Source organism: Streptomyces sp. NPDC088730 (genome assembly GCF_044751215.1).
Lineage (GTDB): Bacteria > Actinomycetota > Actinomycetes > Streptomycetales > Streptomycetaceae > Streptomyces.
On the sequence record NZ_JBIVLK010000019.1, the window covers coordinates 105,620 to 123,190 of the forward strand.

Here is a 17,571-nt window from a genome sequence, read left to right on the forward strand (position 1 = left end):
CTGGGCGGGTTCGACAGGTCAACGGACCGGCGGACGGCCGGGCCGGGATGGCGCGGAGGGAGTGGCAGGGGAGGCCGGAAGGGGAAGGTCCGGGGGCGGATCGGCCGGACGGTCACAACTCGACCAGGACCTTCCCCAGGTTGGCCCCTCGGTCGTGGTAGAGGCTCCCGTAGGCCGCGGGGATGCGGTCGAAGCCGTAGTGGAGGGTGTGGTCACAGACCACCTCGCCCCGCCGGACCCGTTCACCCAGCTCGGTGTGGAGCGCCTTCCAGTTCTCTTCGGTGAACCACTCCAGGGAGAAGATCCCGCGCACGGTGGCGCGCGGGAACATGATGTAGGGCAGGAGCCGGGGCCCCACCGCGTCCCGGCCGACCTGGGTCGCCCACTGCCAGCACACCGCCACCTGGCTGCCGACGTTGAGCAGGGAGAAGACCACGTCGGTCACGGCACCGCCGAGATTGTCGAAGTAGCGGTCCACGCCGTCCGGAGCCGCCCGAGCGAGCGCGTCGCGCACGCTGTCGGCGCTGTCGCCCTGCCGGTAGAGGATCACCTCGTCGAACCCAAGCCTCGACAGGTACTCCGCCTTCTGCGGACTCGACGTCGTGCCGACCACCCGGGCGCCCGCGAGCCGGGCCAGCTGGCCGACCAGCGTCCCGACCGCGCCGGAGGCGCCGCTGATCACCAGGGTGTCCCCCGGTCCGGCGTCGAGGAACGTGGTGAGCGTGCCCCAGGCGGTCATGCCCGGACCGCCCATCGCGCTCAGTGCCGTCGCCAGGGGCAGCGCGTCGTCGTACCAGCTCGGGTCGAGCCGGCGGAAGGCGGGGAACACCATGGGGAAGGTACCCGTCTGCCAGAGGGATTCCTCGCCGGAGCTGATCAGGTGGGAACGCCAGCCGCCGAAGCCCTGCACCAGATCGCCCGGCCGGTGCGCCGCCCGCGGGCCGGCGTCGAGCACTTCCATGATCGAGTCGGCGCCCATGTGCCGGCCGAGCGGGGTGTCCAGGGCGATGCCCTGGAGGTAGGGATCAACCGAGACGTAGAGCGTCTTGAGCAGCATCTCGTCGGGTGCGAGATCCACGTCGATGTCGCGGACGACCTTCTCGTAGATCCGGTCGACGTCGGGAGTGCCCTTGACGTGTTCGCGGACGACCCACTCCTTGATCTTCAATTCTGCTCCTGTTCCACACGGGTGGGTTCGGATCGGGCCGCGGGGAGCCCCCCGACCGGAATGACGAGATGGGTCGGCGGCGGCCCGCTCTCGTCGAGGGAGGCGCTGAACGGTCTGCCGTCGTCACGGCAGACGAACTGCATGACGTGCCGGCCCGCCGCGGCCGCGCGGATCAGTCCGCCCGTGGTCGCCCAGACGCCGGACAGGTAGAAGTTCTCCAGGCCCGGGAGCCCCGGACCGTGCTTCTTGATGAGCTCCTCCAGGGTTTCGCCGCTCTCCACGAACGGCTGCCATCCGAGGACCGTCCCGTCGTGGTTGCCGGTGTACCGGACCTGAGTGAGGGGGCTGGACACGTCACGTACCGCGATGGCGTCCTCCAGGCCGGGGTACCGCTCCTCCAGGAACTTCACGAGCGCCGTGCGTGCCCGCCGTTTGGCCGCGTAGTAGCCGCGGCCGTGCCGGACGGGGAGGGTGTGGAGCTCCTGGCCGCCGCGGCTCCGGGTGATCTGCTCCGGGCCTTCGTCCAGGGCCCGCCAGGGGGCGATGTCGCAGAAGTAGGTGGCGTAAACGACGGTCGTCCCGTCCGGCGAGAGCTCGGGGTAATGGCGGCTGCGGAACTGGACGTTGATGCTGCGGTGGCGGATGCCCGTCAGTTCGGCCGCCTGCGCCTCGTCCAGCAGATAGGTGGTGCACGGTTCGCCCTCGGGGAAGGCCCGCTTCAGGCCCAGGAAGAGGGTGAAGTAACCGGGGAACACCATGCCCGGTTCGTTCAGGGTCTCGGTGTAAAGCCGTCGGTAGGCGTCGTTCAGATAGCGGCCTCCCAGGAGTTTCATCATCGTGGTGGGTCCGTCGCAGGCGGACACGATGATGTCGGCGCGCAGTTCCCGGCCGTCGCTGAGCCGGACGCCGACCGCCCGGTCGTCCTCGACGAGGACCTCCTCGACCTTGGTGTTGTACGTGACCCGGCCGCCGAGCCTCCGGTAGCGCTGCTCGATCGACTCGGCCAGTCCGAGCGAACCGCCTTCCGGAACGCCCGCGGAGAGGTTGGCGTGCGAGGCGAGCTGGAAGTGCGTCGGCAGTACGGGGAACGCCGGGTGCTTCTCGTACAGGACGAAGTTGAACGCCTCCCGCAGCAGCGGGTCCTTGAACCGGGCCGAGTACTCCGACATCAGCACGGAGATCGACTTGCGCACGGCGTTGAAGTACGGGACGAACGAGGCCAGCATGCGCCATCGCTCCACCCGCCCCATCAGTCCCACGGGTTTGAGGAACGGGTAGACGGCGAGCGCCTTGCGGAAGGAGCGCAGCTGGCGGCAGAACTCCCTGATCTGTTTCGCGTCGGCGGGCGAGAGTCCGGTGAGGTGGTCCTGCAGCCGGTCCGGGTCGGAGTAGAAGTAGACCGCTCTGCCGTCCTGCCCCCGCACGATGTTGAAGACGTCGAAGTGGCGTACCTCCTTGCCCTGCAGCGCGCCGAGCTCCAGCCAGATCTGGTGCATCTCGTTGCCGGGGCCGCTGCCGAGCATCCAGCTGACACAGGCGTCCAGGGTGAAGTCGCCGCGTTCCCAGGCGGTGCAGCACCCTCCTGGGATCTCGTGCATCTCCAGCACCTGGGAGCGGTAGCCGTTCATCTGCGCGTAGCAGCCGGTGGAGAGGCCGCCGAGCCCGGCGCCGATGATGATCATGGTCTGTCTGTCGTGCGGCGCCCGTGCCGCGGGCCTCTTCGTCTGTTTCCCCTCTGTCCTCACGCGCCGGTTCCCTCCTTTGATGACCACCGGTCGAGCTGGGGCAGCTTCCCCAGCCTGTCCGGGTGCCAGGGGGCGGTGCCGCCGCTCTCCCAGGCCTTGAACGGAAGGCCCAGCTCCTCGCAGAGGTACTGGGTGGCGAAGCGGCCGGTGGAGGCGGCACGGATCAGGCCGCCCATGCCGACCCACTGGCCGGCCATGGAGAACCCGCTGAGTCCGGGCAGCCGCATCCGGTCCTTGCCGACCAGACCGGCGGACACGTCGTCGGCGTCGGAAAACGCTTTCCAGGCGAGGATCGAGCCGTTGTGGTTTCCGGTGTAGCGCCGGGTCGTCGCCGGTGAGGCCACGTCCACCAGGTCGATCCGCTCGGCCGTGCCCGGCCAGAGCCGCCCCAGGAACCGCCGCACGAAGTCGGCCACCTTGCGCTTCTGCGCCCAGTAGGCCTTGCGGTCGCTCTGGCGCAGCGCCTTCCAGTAGGTGTAGTCGCTGAAGTAGGTGCAGTGGACCACGGACTTGCCCGGCGGTGCGAAGCCGTCCGAGTAGCGCGAGCGCAGCTGGACCACCAGGCTGCTCTGGAGCGCGCCGGGCAGTTCGGCGGCCTCCTCTGGCCGCAGCAGGTACGTGGTGCTGTGGGCGTCCCCGGCGGGGAGATCGCCGTGGACACCGACGAACGCGGAGACCACGGCGGGGAACAGCGTCCCGGGGCGTTCCAGCAGTTCGGTGTAGAGCTTCTCGATCCTGGGGCCGGTGTATCTGCCTCCCAGCAGCTCGTAGACGGTGGTGTGCCCGTCGGCGGCGGACACGATGTGATCGGCGTAGTACCTCCTGCCGTTGCGCAGCTCGATCCCGACGGCCCGGCCGCTGTCCACCAGCACCCTCTCGGTACGGGCGCGGTAAGTGACCGTCCCGCCGAGCCCGGTGTACCGCTCCTCGACAGAGCGGGCGAGGCCGAGCGAACCGCCCTGCGGGAAGCCCGCGTTGCCGTGGTAGGCGCTGGCCATGTTGAACAGGTACGGGAGCAGGGGGAAGCCCTCCGGGTCCTGGAAGAAGATGTTCCGGAAGGCTCTGCGCAGCAGCGGGTCCTCGAACCGGTCCGCGAACCGGTGCATCGGGGTGGCTGCGGTGCGCCAGAAGAGGCGGAACGCCGGCAGCACGGTGCGCAGTGTCGCCGCCCGTTCCCGTACGGTCCGCAGGGCCGGCGCGGTCAGGAACGGGTACAGCTCGATCTCCGTGAACCTCCTCAGGTCGCGGCAGAAGGAACGGATCAGCCGTGCGTCGGCGGGCGAGACGCGCAGCAGGTGCTCCTCCAGCCGGGCCGGGTCGTTCCAGAAGGTCACCGACCGGCCGTCCTCGTCGACGACCTTGTTGAACAGCTCGAAGTTCCTGACGGTCTTGCCGTCGAGCGCGCCCAGCTCGCGCCAGACCTGGTTGGCGTCGTTGCCCGCGGCGGTGCCGATCAGCCACTCGATGCAGTAGTCGAAGAGGTAGCCGTCGCGGGACCAGGCCGTGCAGCACCCACCGGGCAGCACGTGTTTCTCGAAGATTCGGGTCCGCATCCCGCTCATCTGCGCGTAGCAGCCGGTGGACAGGCCTGCCACCCCCGCGCCGATGACGATGACGCGGGGCGCGCTGCCGGGTGTCCGGTGCGGGCTGTCCCAGTCGTCCTCATCCGGCATGGTCGGCGTCCCCCGTGAGAAGGGCGCGTACCAGGGCGGCGTTGCGCGGCAGGTGTTTGGGGTCGAGCATGTCGGCGTGGGTCCCGGAGCCCCGCAGGACGTGGGTCCGGCCGGTGGTGCTGCCGTGCCAGGTGCCCGGGGCGCCGACGGCGTAGAGGCCCGCCTTCTCCTCGTCGGTGACGACACCGACCGAGGCCGCCACCGTCCCGGTGTTGGGGGTCCTGCCGCAGAAACCCACGTACTCGGCCGCATGTTCGAGAACGGTCTTGGCGACGATCTCCGAGCCGGTGTGCTGGTACAGATGGCGGCCCAGCTCCGCCTCGAAGATCCTCACGCCCTCCTCGCCCGGCTCGTAGGTCTCCAGGATGCGGCGGGAGTCCAGCACCACGACGTGGGAGACCTCCCGCCCGCGTGCTTCGAGCTCCTTGGCCACCTCGAACGCGAGGTTGCCGCCCAGCGAGTACCCGAGCAGCCGGCAGGGGCCCTCCGGCCCGACGGACTCCACCAGATCCGCGTACCGGACGACCTTGTCGTCACCGGGCACATAGTTGAACGCGACGATCGGGTACGCCGGGAGCTGTGCGGCGAAGCCCCGGTAGACGAGTGCGTGGCCGCCGGCCGGGGGGAAGCAGAAGACGGGCTGTCCCGGGCCGGGGTTGAAGGTGAGGTACGGCAGCTCCTCCGAGGTCGTGTTGTTGACGAGGTCCTCCACGGCCGCGGCCATGCCGTGCAGGGTCGTGGACTGGTACAGGCGGCTGACCGGGACGCCGATGCCGAACTCCGTCCGCAGGTGGTGGATCAGCTCGATCAGCTTGATCGAGCTGCCGCCGGATTCGAAGAAGTCGTCCCCGAGGCCGGCCCGGTCCATCCCGAGCAGCGCTTCCCAGTGCCGGGCCATGCTGAGTTCGTAGAGGGTCACCGGTGCTTCGTAGGACTGCTGCCGGTCCGTACCGGCCGGTACCGGGAGCGCGGCGACATCCACCTTTCCGTGCGCGGTGAGGGGCAGCTCCGGCAGTTCGACGACGTGGGAGGGCACCATGAAGGCCGGCACGGCTCCCGCGAGATGGCGGCGGACGGCCCGCCGGTCCAGTGTCCGGCCCGGCTCCGCCACGCAGTACGCGCAGAGGGCCGGGTCGCCGGCGGCGTCGGGGCGGACGGCCACCACGGCGCGGGCGAGGCCAGGCCAGCCCGCCAGGTGGGATTCGATCTCGGCGACCTCGATCCGGTGGCCGCGCAGCTTGACCTGGTGGTCGCTGCGTCCGAGCAGGTGCATCCGGCCGTGCGTGTCCCAGCGCGCCACGTCGCCGGTCCGGTACAGCCGTACCGGTGCGGCGCCCGGCTCGCGGCTCAGCTGCCGCGTCACGAAGCGTTGCGCCGTCTGTTCCGGGTCGCCTGCGTATCCGAGGGCGAGGCCGTCGCCACCGATCCACAGCTCGCCCGGCACACCGGGCGGGACGGGTTCGCCGTGCTCGTCCAGGACATGGAGTGCGCTGTTGGCCAGCGGGCGGCCGATCGGCACCATGAGGCCTGGTTCGAGGCCGTCCGCGGGGCCTTCGAAGAAGGCGCTGTCGATGGTGGCCTCGGTGACGCCGTAGGAGTTGATCACCCTGGTACCGGGACCGCACAGGCCGCGCAGCCGCTCGTACTCCGCCACCTTCCACGCGTCGGAACCGACCACCAGCAGGCGCATGAAGTCGAGCCGCTCGCCCGCACGTTCGCAGTGGTCCATCAGGCCCCGTACGACGGCGGGGACGAACTCCGCGCAGTCGACCCGTTCCGTCCGCATCGTGCGGTACAGCCGGGTGGTGTCGAAGATCAGGTCCCGGTCGGCCAGCACCAGCCGGCCGCCCGAGCACAGGGCGCGGACCAGGTCGCCGGTGAACACGTCGAACGAGGGCTCGGCCATCTGGAGGTGGACGCGTGCCCCGTCCGCCAGCCGGTACTCCCCGGACCATGCCGCGTACGCCGAGGCGAGGCTGCGATGGCTGACCCGCACGGCCTTGGGACGGCCGGTGGACCCCGAGGTGTTGATGACGTAGGCGGGCGAGTCCAGGTCGGTGGTCTCCTGCGGTGCGGGTCCCGCGGTCTCCGTAGCGCGCAGCTCCGCCGGGGTCAGCACGGTGGCGGGCAGGCCCTCGGCCCACCCGGCGCGCGTGTCGTCGACGACGATGTGGGCGGCCCGCGCGATGCCCAGTACGTGGGCGACGCGCTCCGCGGGCTGGTCCGGGTGGACCGGCAGATAGGCGCCGCCCGCCCTGAGCACCGCGAGGAGGGTGACGACCAGTTCCGGTGACTTGTCGAGGCACAGGCCCACGACGGAGCCCTGGGCCACGCCCAGCTCGCGCAGCCGTCGGGCCCTGGCGTCGGCCCTGCGGTCGAGCTCTCCGTACGTGAGGTGTTCCGTGGGGCCCCGCAGGTCAGGCACGGAGACGGCGACGGCCTCGGGGTGGGCGGTGGCGATGTCACCGATCAGTTGGTGGACGGCCCGGAGTTGCTCCGGTCCCGGTCCGTCGGCGGCCGGCAACCGGGAGGAGCCGCTCCACTCGGTGACCAGTTGCTCGCGCTCCTGGGCGCCGAGCATCTCCAGCCTCGGGGTCGGCAGTCCGGCGGGCGCCCGCGTCATGCTGTCGAGCAACTGGACGTAGTGCGCGGCCATGCGGCGGACGGTCCGGGGCAGGAAGAGGTCGGTGTTGTACTTGAGGACGCAGTGGAAGCGCCCCTCCGCCTCGTCCTCGTAGACCGACAGGGTGATGTCGAACTGTCCTTCCTCTTCGGGGAGTTCGATGTACTCCAGCCGGTAGCCGTACTGCTCGGTGGCCACCTTGTGGGTGAGCAGGATGAACATCGCCTGGAACACGGCCGAGCGGCTGGGGTCGTGCTGGAGACCCAGCTCCTCGACCAGCAGGACGAACGGGTACTCCTGGTTGTCCAGGCCGTTGAGGACCGTCCTGCGGACCTGCTCCAGCAGCTCCGCGACCGTGGGGCCCGCGGACAGGTCCGCGTGCAGCGGCAGCGGGTTGACGAAGTAGCCGTAGACCGAGGAGAACTCCTGGTGGGTGCGGCCGGTCACCGGGCTGCCGACGATGACGTGGTCCTGGCCGGAGTAGCGGTGCAGCAGGATGTAGTAGGCGCTGAGCAGCACCATGAACGGCGTCACGCCGTGCTCCTGTGCCAGCGCGTGGACCCGGGCGCTGAGCTCCGCGTCGAGCACGAAGAACTCCGAGGCGCCGTTGTGCGTCTGCACGGCGGGGCGGGGACGGTCCACCGGCAGGTCCAGGAGGGGGACCTCTGCGGGCAGGTGGGAGCGCCAGTACTCAAGCATCCCGCCGGCCTCGGGTCCTGCCAGGAATCGGTTCTGCTGGTTGAGGAAGTCCAGGTACCGGGCGCCGACGGGCGGCAGCGCGGGTTCCCGGCCCTGCTTCAGCGCCTCGTACACGGCGAGCAGTTCCTCGATGAAGGTGAACGTCGAGATCGCGTCCGAGACGATGTGGTGGACGGCCTTCATGATGACCCAGCGGCTCGGCCCGCGCTTGAACAGCCGGAACCGCACCAGCGGGTCGCGTTCGAGGTCGTAGGGCTTGCGGTATTCGCGGATGATCGTGCGCCGGATGTCCTCCCAGCCCTGGCCCTGGACGTCGAACAGGCCGAGGTCGGGTTCCGTGCCGGAGGTCGTGCGCTGCACCGGCAGGCCCTGCTCCAGATGGAAGTTGGCGCGCAAGGCCGGATGGCGTGCGACGAGCCTGCGCACCGCCTCGAACATCAGCTCGGGTTCGATTTCGGCGCGCACCTCCACCGCGCCGCCGATGTTGTACGCGTAGCCGTCGGGGTTGAGCTGCTTGAGGAACCAGAGCGCCTTCTGGTTCTGGGTCAGGGGGTGGTTCAGCTCGTCGGTGAACACCTCGACGGCCGTCGCGCCGCTCTCCCCCGCGCCGCCGGCCGCGACCCGTTCGGTCAGGCCGTCGTACAGCCGGCCGGCCAGCTCCTCGACTGAGGTACCGCTCAGCAGGGCGACCACCGGAAGGGCGATCCCCAGCTCTGCCTGCGTCCTGGCGCGCAACTCCATCGCGAGCAGCGAGTCCAGCCCGAGTCCGGTGAGCCCGGCCGTCGGGTCGATCTCGTGGGCGGCGGTGCGAAGCACCGAGGCGGTGATCGCCGTGAACCGGTCGATCACCAGACGGCGGCGGTCCGCCTCCCCCGCGTCACGGAAGGCGTCGAGGAGCCCGCCGCCCTCCTCCACCGCGTGTTCCTGAGCGGCCGCGGCCAGTTCGGTGACCAGCGGCGGCGGGGAGTCGTACCAGGCCAGGAAGGTCTGCCAGTCGACGACCGTGGCGACGAGCAACTGTGCCCGGTCCTGTCCGATGACGCGTTCCAGGACGCTCATCCCGGCTTCCGGGGAGAGCGAGCTCATGCCCCGGCTGTGGAGGTAGTGGTCGACCAGGCCCAGTTCCTCGATCATTCCGGTGGCCCAGGGGCCCCAGTCGAGGCTCAGCGCCGGCAGGCCCCGCGCACGCCGCCGGTGTGCCAGCGCGTCCAGGAAGGCGTTCCCTGCGGCGTAGTTGGTCTGCCCCGCGGTCGTCAGCAGGGAGGCGATCGACGCGAAGAGGACGAAGTGTTCGAGTGGTTCGTCCCGCAGGTGCTTGTCCAGCAGGTACGCTCCCACGGCCTTCGGGTCGAGCACCGCGTCGAACGTGGGTCGGTCCATGTCGGGGACCAGCCTGTCCCGCACCTGGCCCGCGAGGTGGAACACGCCGCGTACGGGCGGTGCCCCGCCCCGGCGGTGCGCGTCGAGCCAGCCGGTCAGCGCGTGCTCGTCGGTCACGTCGACCGGCGCGAGGACCGTCTGCGCGCCGGCGGCCTCCAGCTCCCTGAGAAGGGCCACTGCCCTGCCCTGCGCCGTTGCCGGGTCGGTCTCCTGCCAGGTGTCGCGGCCGGGTACGGGGGTCCGGCTCATCAGGATGAGCCGACGGGCACCGCGCTTCACCAGCGTCCGGCACAGCAGCCGGCCCAGGGCGCCGAACGCCCCGGTGACGAGATAGCTCCCGTCCGCCCGCAGGCGCAGCGGCAGCGGCCTGGTCAGTCCTTCGGCGGGCCGGATGCGGGTGGTCGCCCGGCGGTCGCCGCGCAGCCCGATCTCTTCCTCGTCGTCACTGAGGAACTCGCGCAGGAGTGCCTCGGCGTCCGCCCGGACGCCGGGTGCGCCGGGCTCCCGTGCGGGGTCGAGGTCGATCAGCTTGCCCCGGTGGCCGGCCAGCTCCTGGTGCCGGAGCACCCGCGTGACGCCCCAGGCGGGCGCGCCGAGCGGTTCGGTCGCCTCCCCGGGTGACACGGGCTGGGCGCCTCGGGTGACCACGTGCAGCCGTCCGCCGGTCTGCCGGGCCAGCAGGATCCTGGCGAGCGCGACCAGGGAGTAGGCCCCGGTGTCCGCGGCCCGCACCAGGTCCTGGCGCTCAGAGGCGTCGATGCCGGGCTGGTCCAGGTTCCACAGATGCACGACCGTGCCGCGGAAGGCCGTGCCGTCGCTGTCCAGTTCGGTGAAGACCTGCTCCAGCAGGGCGGCGCAGTCCGGTGCGGCGGACGGTTCCCCGCCCCGAGCCGGCCGGCCGTCGGCGTCGGCGTCGTCCAGCCGTACCGTACGGCAGCGGTCGCCGCGTGCGGTCACCAGCTCCGCGAAGGCGTCCCCCACTCCCCCGTTGTCCGCGAGGACCAGCCAGTCCTGCGGTTCTCCCGTGCCGGATGGCTCGGCCGGCGCGCCGGGGGCCGCCGCCCAGGGGCGGTCGGTCCAGACGGGTTCCGCGAGCCAGGAGTCGACGGTGCTGCGGGAGACGGCCCCCGAGGCCTTCTCCACGTCGGCCGCGCGGAATCCCCGCATGCGGCCCAGCGCCGTCCGGTCCTCGGCGTAGAGCGCGAGATCACCCACCAGTGCGTCCCCGTCGTGGCGGCGCACCGTGCCGTGCACCCACAGGGTGCGGTCGCCCACGGGGGAGACGCTCATCTCGTCGAGCGACAGGGGCAGCCGGATGCCGGTGCCCGGCGCGGGTGTCTCCCCGGCCAGGAGCTGCGGCGTCAGCAGCGCCTGGAAGCAGGCGTCCAGCAGCGCCGGGTGGATGTGGTGGTCCGCGGCCCCGTCCCCGATCGCCGCGGGCGGGGTGATCCGGGCCAGCACCTCGTCGGCGCCGATCCAGACCTCCTCGATGGCCTGGAAGGCGGGACCGTACTGGTAGCCCAGCGCGGCCAGCGCGGTGTAGCACTCCTGGCTGTCCAGCCGGCGCGCGCACCGTTCCCTGATCGGGCCCGCGTGCAGCGGCGGTCCGGCCGAGCGGCGCTGTGCGGTTCGGAGCACCCCGCTGGCGTGCACCACCCGCTCGGCCTCTGCACCGGCCGCCGCGGACGCGATGACGAAGCCGCCGTCCTCCAGCGACACGGAGAGGTGGACCGTGCGGACGTCGTCCTCTGCCAGGAAGAGCGCCTTGCGCAGATCGATGTCGGCGAGCACGACGTCCGTGCCCCCGGTCAGCTCCCGTACGGCCTGTGCGGCCATCTCCAGATAGCCGGCCGCGGGGAAGACCACGGAGTCCTGGATGCGGTGGTCGGCCAGGTACGGCAGCCTCTCGGTGTCGAGCCGGGCCTGCCAGGTCGGTTCGGTGTGGTCGGTGCGGCGGCCCAGCAGGGGGTGGTCGAGCCGGCCGAGACGGATCTGCGCGACGGCTCCCGGCTCCGTCCAGTGCCGGTCCCGACGCCAGGGGTAGCGGGGCAGCGGGACCGTGCGCCCCGCGGGCTGGAGCACGTCCCACGCGATGTCGAACCCGTGGTTGTGCAGGGTCGCCAGGGACAGGGCGAAGCGCTCGGGTTCGTCCTCCGCGCGGCGCACCGACGGTACCGAAGCGCCCGTGCGTCCCTTGGCCTCCAGGCATTCGCGGATGGCGTGTCCGAGGACCGGGTGGGGGCCGATTTCGAGGAACATCCGGTGGCCGTCGTCGGCCAGCCGATCCACGGCCGCGTGGAAGCGCACCCGGTCGCGGACGTTCTTCCACCAGTAGCCGGCGTCCAGCTCGCTGCCTTCAGCGACGCCCTCCTGGCCCGTCAGGTGGACCGGAACCGTCGCCGGGCGGGGCTCGATTCCGGCGAGCGCGGTGAGGAGTTCGTCCTTGATCCGGTCCATGGCGGCGCTGTGGTAGGGGACCTCCACCGCAAGGAACTTGGTGAAGACCTGCTCGGTGCGCAGCTCGTCGGCCAGCGCGGCCAGCGCCGTTCCGTCCCCGGCCAGGGTGACCGAGCCGGGGCTGTTGACGGCGGCCACGGAGATCAGGTCCCCGTAGGGGCGCACCCGGCGATCGGCCTCGGCCTCCGGCAGTCCGACGGCGAGCATGGTGCCTGTTCCGGCCAGGGTGTGCTGGAGCCGGCTGCGGTGGACGGCGATCCTGACCGCGTCCTCCAGCGAGTAGACGCCCGCCTCGTAGAAGGCGGCGATCTCGCCGGTGCTGTGCCCGACCACGGCGTCCGGGCGGATGCCGTAGGAACGCCACAGGGCTGCCAGGCCGATCTGCACGGCGAAGTTGGCGGGCTGCGCGAGCCAGGTCTCCGACATCCGCGACCGGCTCTCGTCGGCCGCCATCTCGTCCATCAGGGACCATCCGGCGATCTTCCGGATCTCGCGGTCGCACGCGGTGACCGCGTCCCGGAAGACCGGCTCACTGGCGAGCAGGCCGCGTCCCATGGCCCACCACTGCGGGCCCATGCCGGTGAACACCCAGACCAGGCGGCGGTCCGGGGCGTCCAGCTGCCGCCCCTGCACTACTCGGGGATGCGGTTCACCCCGCTGATAGGTGTCCAGCGCCTCCTCCAGGGATTCCCTGGAGGAGTAGACGACGGAGAGACGCGATTCGAGGTGCTGGCGCCGGTGGGCGAGTGTGTGGCCGAGGTCGTCGAGTGCCACGGCGGGGCCGTGTTCCGCGCCGAGCTCGCGGCTGATGCCTCGCGCCAGCTGCGGGAGGGCGTCCGGGTGACGTGTGGTCAGGGGCAGGATGCTCCAGCCGCGCTCCTGCGGTCGCGGGACGGGCCGGGAGGCCAGGGAGGGCCTGGGGTTCTCGGCGCGCGCCGGACGCGCGGGGGCCTCCTCCAGCACCGCGTGGGCGTTGGTCCCGCCGAAGCCGAAGGCGTTCACTCCCGCCCGCGCGGGCCCCTCGTGCTCCGGCCAGTCCGTCACCCGGGTGGGGATGTCGTACGGCGAGGAGCCGCGGTCGATGGCGGGATTGATCCTTTCGAGGTTGATGTGGGGCGGGATCCGGCGGTGCTTGAGAGCGAGGGCGGTCTTGATCAGCCCGGCGATGCCCGCGGCCGATTCGGTGTGCCCGATGTTCGCCTTCACCGAGCCGACGTAGCAGGCGGCGCCCGGGGCGCGTCCGATGGCGAGTGCCCGGGACAGTGCGTTGGCCTCGATCGGGTCGCCCACCGGCGTGGAGGTGCCGTGCGCCTCCATGTACTGCAGATCGCCGGGGGTGATGCCCGCCTCGGCGCAGACCTGGCGCACGAGTGAGACCTGGGCCTCCCCGTTGGGAACGGTTATGCCGTTGGTCCGGCCGTCCTGGTTGACGCCGGTGCCGGCGATCACCGCGTGGATCGGGTCCCCGTCCCGCAGCGCGTCCTCCAGCCGCTTGAGCGCGACGAGGCCGACCCCCTCGGCACGTACGTAACCGTCGGCCGAGGCGTCGAAGGTGCGCGAGCGCCCCTCGGGCGACAGGAATCCGCCCTTCGTCTCGGCGATCGTGTACTGCGGTGCCATGTGCAGGAGCACTCCGCCCGCGAGCGCGAGACCGCTCTCTCTTCTGTTCAGGCTCTGGCACGCCAGGTGGACGGCGACCAGGGACGAGCTGCACGCGGTGTCGACCGAGAGGCTGGGGCCGCGGAAGTCGAAGGAGTGCGAGATCCGGTTCGACACCATCGTCATCATCGTGCCGGTCGCGGTGTGAGCGGCGAGTGTCCCGAAGCTCAGATCGGCGAACTGCAGGATCTTGTAGTCCAGCGTGAACGCACCCACGTAGACGGCCGTGTCACTGCCTGCCAGTTCGGCGGGTCGTTGGCCGCCGTCCTCCAGGGCCTCCCAGGCCACCTCCAGGAGCTTGCGCTGCTGGGGGTCCATGTGATCGGCCTCGCGCGGGCTGATGCCGAAGAAGGACGGTTCGAACTCGTCGAAGCCCTCGATGTATCCGCCCCTGCCGCCCACGAGGCGGCCGGGCTTGTCCCGGTGGCCGCTCCTCAGGGTGGTGACGTCGTAGCGGTCCGCGGGTGTCGGGATGACGCAGTCCTTGCCGTCCAGCAGGTTCTGCCAGAAGGCGCGGTGGTCCGATGCCTCGCCGGGAAAGCGGCAGCCGATACCGATGATCGCTACTTTGCCCGTAGAAGCGTCATTGATCGCGTCAGCCAAGTTCGCACACTCCTCATCAGGTGGTCACGCTGCCGGGAGGCAGCGCCGAAGTCTGTGGTGCGGGGCCGGGCCCCGGGGTCGGACGGTCTCGCCTCAGGCCCCCTTCGCGCGGCGCCACGGATGGAGAAGGCTTCCGAGGATCTCGCCGGTTCCGGGGAAGGAGGCGGGATCGCAGAGACCGACCGCGGCCGGCTCGCGCCCCGGCCGCCAGGTGAAACTTCCGAAGAGGTGGTCCCAGCACGACAGGTCGGAGCCGTAGTGGCCTGCCTCGGACAGATCCGTGCTGTGGTGCAGACGGTGTTGTTCGGGGCTGGCCAGGACGTGGTTGAGCCTGCCGATGCGCACGTCGATGTTGGCGTGGACGAAGTAGCCCTGCGCGGCCACGAACAGACCGGTGGCGAGCACGGAGCGACTGGAGAATCCGGCCAGTGCCAGGGTGAGCTGGACGGCGCCCTGGGCGAGGACGATGTCCAGTACGTGATTGACGCCGTTGTTGGCGACGTTGACCTTCTGCGGTACGTGGTGCACGCCGTGCAGCCGCCAGAGCATTGGATTGGTGTGCCCCAGTCGGTGTACCAGGTAGCTGGCCAGCGACCCGCTCAGCAGGGCGGCCGGGATCTCGGCCCACAGCGGGAGCACCGGATCGGCCGGTGAGATCCTCCCGACCGCGGTCGTCACGCCGAGCTGGGCCAGCGCGCTCGCCGCCATCGTGAGGAGGAAGTAGACGCCGTACCAGCGCCATTCCGCCCGGCTGGGATGCCAGTCGCGCCGGTGCGGGATGAGCCTTTCCAGGACGGCCAGGTAGATGAGAGTGCCCACCAGGAAGAGCGGGCTGACCCGGCCTGGATCCCAGTGCAGGATCAGCGATCCCGCGGCCACGCAAAGGGTGGCCGCCAGGAGCAGCGGATAAGCGAGGAAACGGAGAATCTCCTGCTGGTGGACCCCCGCCGTTAATCGTCGCGCGGGCCGAATGCAACCGTCGGCGCGCCGTTCGTATTCGTACACCCGAAACACCTCCGTGGAAATGCTGACCGACCGCGCCATCTGCGCCGCCGCAAGGGGAACCAGGGCTTTCGGCTTCATACGGAGGCCGAAAGCCCCAGGGGCGTACGGAAATGAATGGCAAGCACCCACGTACCCTTGAGCGAAATGTGGGTAGCCGAGAATTTCAACTGGCTCGACGCGGTGACCTCTTGTGAGGTGTCCCGAACGAACCCGATACATGCTTGTCCGCTTCCAGCGGCTTCAATCCTCGACCGGTGACTTGATGAGATTCCCCCCGAGCGCCTCGACTGATCTTCAACTCATTGAAGCGGACGTTCGGTCCGGAAGAAATAGGGAGAGGCCCCGCTGTCGCCAATGTGGGTTACTTAGTATTCTTTTCGTTTCTTTCCCGCTCGCCGTTCCCGTCCGCCGGCGGACTCTCGGCGGCCGGACCCGGCGGCCGGAGTCCGGCTTGCAGATCCTAGGGGTCCTAGGTTATATCTAGAGCCCTTAGGACCTTGGGGAGGACGTATGGTGCGGGCCGGACTGACGGTCGAACGGGTGACGATCGCGGGCGCGGAGCTGGCCGACGAGGTCGGTCTCGACCGGGTGACCATGTCTCAGGTGGCGCGGCGGCTCGGGGTGAAGGACGCGAGCCTCTACACGCATGTCCGCGGTCTTGAGGATCTGCGCGGGCGGATCGCCCTGCTCGCGGCGGACGAGAAGACCATGCGGATCGCGGAGGCGACGGCCGGGCGGGCGGGCCGGGACGCGCTGGTCGCGTTCGCGGACGCCTGGCGGGAGTACGCCCACGCGCACCCCGGCCGCTACACGGCGACGCAGACCCCCATCGAGATCGATCCCGAACTGGCCGCCAAGGCACCCGGACCGCGGCGCGCGGTCGAGCTGACCTACGGCATGCTGCGCGGCTACGGACTGGCGGAGCCCGACCTGACCGACGCAGTCCGGCTGCTGCGGAGCACGTTCCACGGCTTCGTCGCCCTGGAGGCCGCGGGCGGCTTCGGGCACGAGCGTTCACCTCAGCAGTCCTGGGTACGGGCGCTCGATGCCCTGCACACCCTGCTGGAACACTGGCCCCCGCCCCGGGAGGGGGACGCCGCATGACCGGACCGACCGTGGGCGGCCTCCGCGTGGACGGCGCGACCCTGCACTACGAGGTACGCGGTAACGGACCACTCCTGCTGCTCATTCCCGGCGGGACGGGCGGCGCGGCGTCCTTCGACCCGGTCGCCGACAAGCTGGCAGCCGAATACACCGTCGCGACCTACGACCCGCGCGGCATGTCGCGCAGCACGCTTGACGACCCCGGGGCCGGGCAGCGCGTGGCCGAGCACGCCGACGACGCCTTCCGGCTGCTGCGGCTGCTCTCCCCCGGTGAGCCCGCCCGCGTCTTCGGCTCCAGTTCCGGCGCGATCGCCGCCGTGCATCTGCTCACCGCCCATCCCGCGGCCGTCGAACGCGTCGTGGCGCACGAGCCGCCGATGGTGGAGGTCCTCCCCGACGCACCCGCGCATCGCGCACTCATCGCACACGTCACCGGGACGTTCCGCGCGGAGGGGCTCGGACCGGCGATGGCGGCCTTCTCGGCGGGGCTGAGGAAGGACGGTGACACCGACGAGCCGGCCGCCGCGGTCGAGCTGCCGCCGCACGCGGCGGCGCGGGCCGAGCGGACGGTGGCGGACCTCCCGTACTTCGTCGGACGCATCGTGCCCGCGTTCATGTCCTACGCCCCGGACGTCCGCCGGCTCGAAGAACTGTCGGACCGGCTGGTGCTGGCGTGCGGCCAGGACTCACGCGGTGAGCTGCCCTACCGTCCGGCCGCCTTGCTGGCCGAGCTCCTCGGCACGGAGCTCCGGCACTTCCCCGGCGGGCACACCGGACTGAGCACGCATCCCGCCGAGTTCGGCGAACGCCTGCGCGAGGTCCTGCGCACCTGAGGCAGCGGCAGGGTGTGATGGCGGCGGGCGGCCACAGACGGACGCGCCTCCGGCCGGCACGCCCCGACGGCGAGCCGGCCGGAGGCCGGTTGGTGTCCGGTGCGGACCGGAGCTACTTCTTGGCGGACGCCTTACCGGCGCTGCCGTTGATGACGAACTGTGAACCGGGTTCGACCACGACATCGCCGTCGGCCGAGCCGCTGATGGTCACACCGGTCAGAGTCGCACTGCCCCTGGCCCCTCCCATGGCCAGGATTCCCGACCCGTTGACGGAATTGTCGATGTGGACGTTCGAGATCTTCACGCCGGGCACGGACCCGCCGCCCGACTTGAACTGGATCCCGTCGTAGGTCGAGTCGTGGATGTCGGTGTCCCGGATCGTGACGCCCGGTATGTCCTGACCGGACGCGAACAGAGTGATGGCCCCGAACTCCTGGGCCTCGCCCCAGAACGCGCCGCCCGTGCGGAACAGCTCGTTGTTGGCGATCAGAGTCTCCCCGGAGAACGGCAGCGGATCGTGGTCCGTCGCCAGCATGATGCCGGGGTAGTTCATGGTGTCGGAGACGATGTTGTTCTCGATCGTGTTGCCGTAACCGCCGTAGACCGCGATGCCGTTGGCCCG

The 17,571-nt window shown here is 70.7% G+C and carries 7 protein-coding genes and 1 pseudogene; 2 read left to right on the forward strand and 6 right to left on the reverse strand.

Annotated features, from left to right (window positions below; genetic code table 11):
• Nucleotides 1-112: 112 nt before the first annotated feature.
• From ACIP89_RS34030 to ACIP89_RS34050, 5 genes are all read right to left on the reverse strand, one after another.
• Nucleotides 113-1,168 (reverse strand): MDR family NADP-dependent oxidoreductase, encoded by a 1,056-nt coding sequence (locus ACIP89_RS34030; RefSeq protein WP_401924013.1) that lies wholly within the window; start codon nucleotides 1,166-1,168, stop codon nucleotides 113-115.
• Entirely contained in the window at nucleotides 1,165-2,850 is a 1,686-nt protein-coding gene (locus tag ACIP89_RS34035; RefSeq protein WP_401926066.1) for a phytoene desaturase family protein, read from the reverse strand. The genes ACIP89_RS34030 and ACIP89_RS34035 overlap by 4 nt, the downstream gene beginning before the upstream one ends.
• A 59-nt stretch (nucleotides 2,851-2,909) precedes the next feature.
• The gene (locus ACIP89_RS34040; protein ID WP_401924019.1) at nucleotides 2,910-4,586 is read right to left on the reverse strand and encodes a phytoene desaturase family protein; all 1,677 of its coding nucleotides are present in this window, start codon (nucleotides 4,584-4,586) and stop codon (nucleotides 2,910-2,912) included.
• Nucleotides 4,576-14,007 (reverse strand): amino acid adenylation domain-containing protein, encoded by a 9,432-nt coding sequence (locus ACIP89_RS34045; protein ID WP_402118239.1) that lies wholly within the window; start codon nucleotides 14,005-14,007, stop codon nucleotides 4,576-4,578. Before ACIP89_RS34045 ends, ACIP89_RS34040 begins: the two co-directional genes overlap by 11 nt.
• A 93-nt stretch (nucleotides 14,008-14,100) precedes the next feature.
• On the reverse strand, nucleotides 14,101-14,934 hold the full coding sequence (locus ACIP89_RS34050; RefSeq protein WP_401926498.1) for a sterol desaturase family protein: 834 nt from the start codon (nucleotides 14,932-14,934) through the stop codon (nucleotides 14,101-14,103).
• A gap of 588 nt (nucleotides 14,935-15,522) precedes the next feature.
• Between ACIP89_RS34050 and ACIP89_RS34055 the strand changes: the two genes are divergently transcribed.
• Both ACIP89_RS34055 and ACIP89_RS34060 read left to right on the forward strand, forming a co-directional pair.
• The gene (locus tag ACIP89_RS34055; RefSeq protein WP_401926071.1) at nucleotides 15,523-16,116 is read left to right on the forward strand and encodes a TetR/AcrR family transcriptional regulator; all 594 of its coding nucleotides are present in this window, start codon (nucleotides 15,523-15,525) and stop codon (nucleotides 16,114-16,116) included.
• Entirely contained in the window at nucleotides 16,113-16,949 is an 837-nt protein-coding gene (locus ACIP89_RS34060; RefSeq protein ID WP_401926073.1) for an alpha/beta fold hydrolase, read from the forward strand. Before ACIP89_RS34055 ends, ACIP89_RS34060 begins: the two co-directional genes overlap by 4 nt.
• Before the next feature lie 112 nt (nucleotides 16,950-17,061).
• Here ACIP89_RS34060 and ACIP89_RS34065 read toward each other — a convergent pair.
• A pseudogene (locus ACIP89_RS34065) lies at nucleotides 17,062-17,571 on the reverse strand (APHP domain-containing protein); the annotation flags it as partial.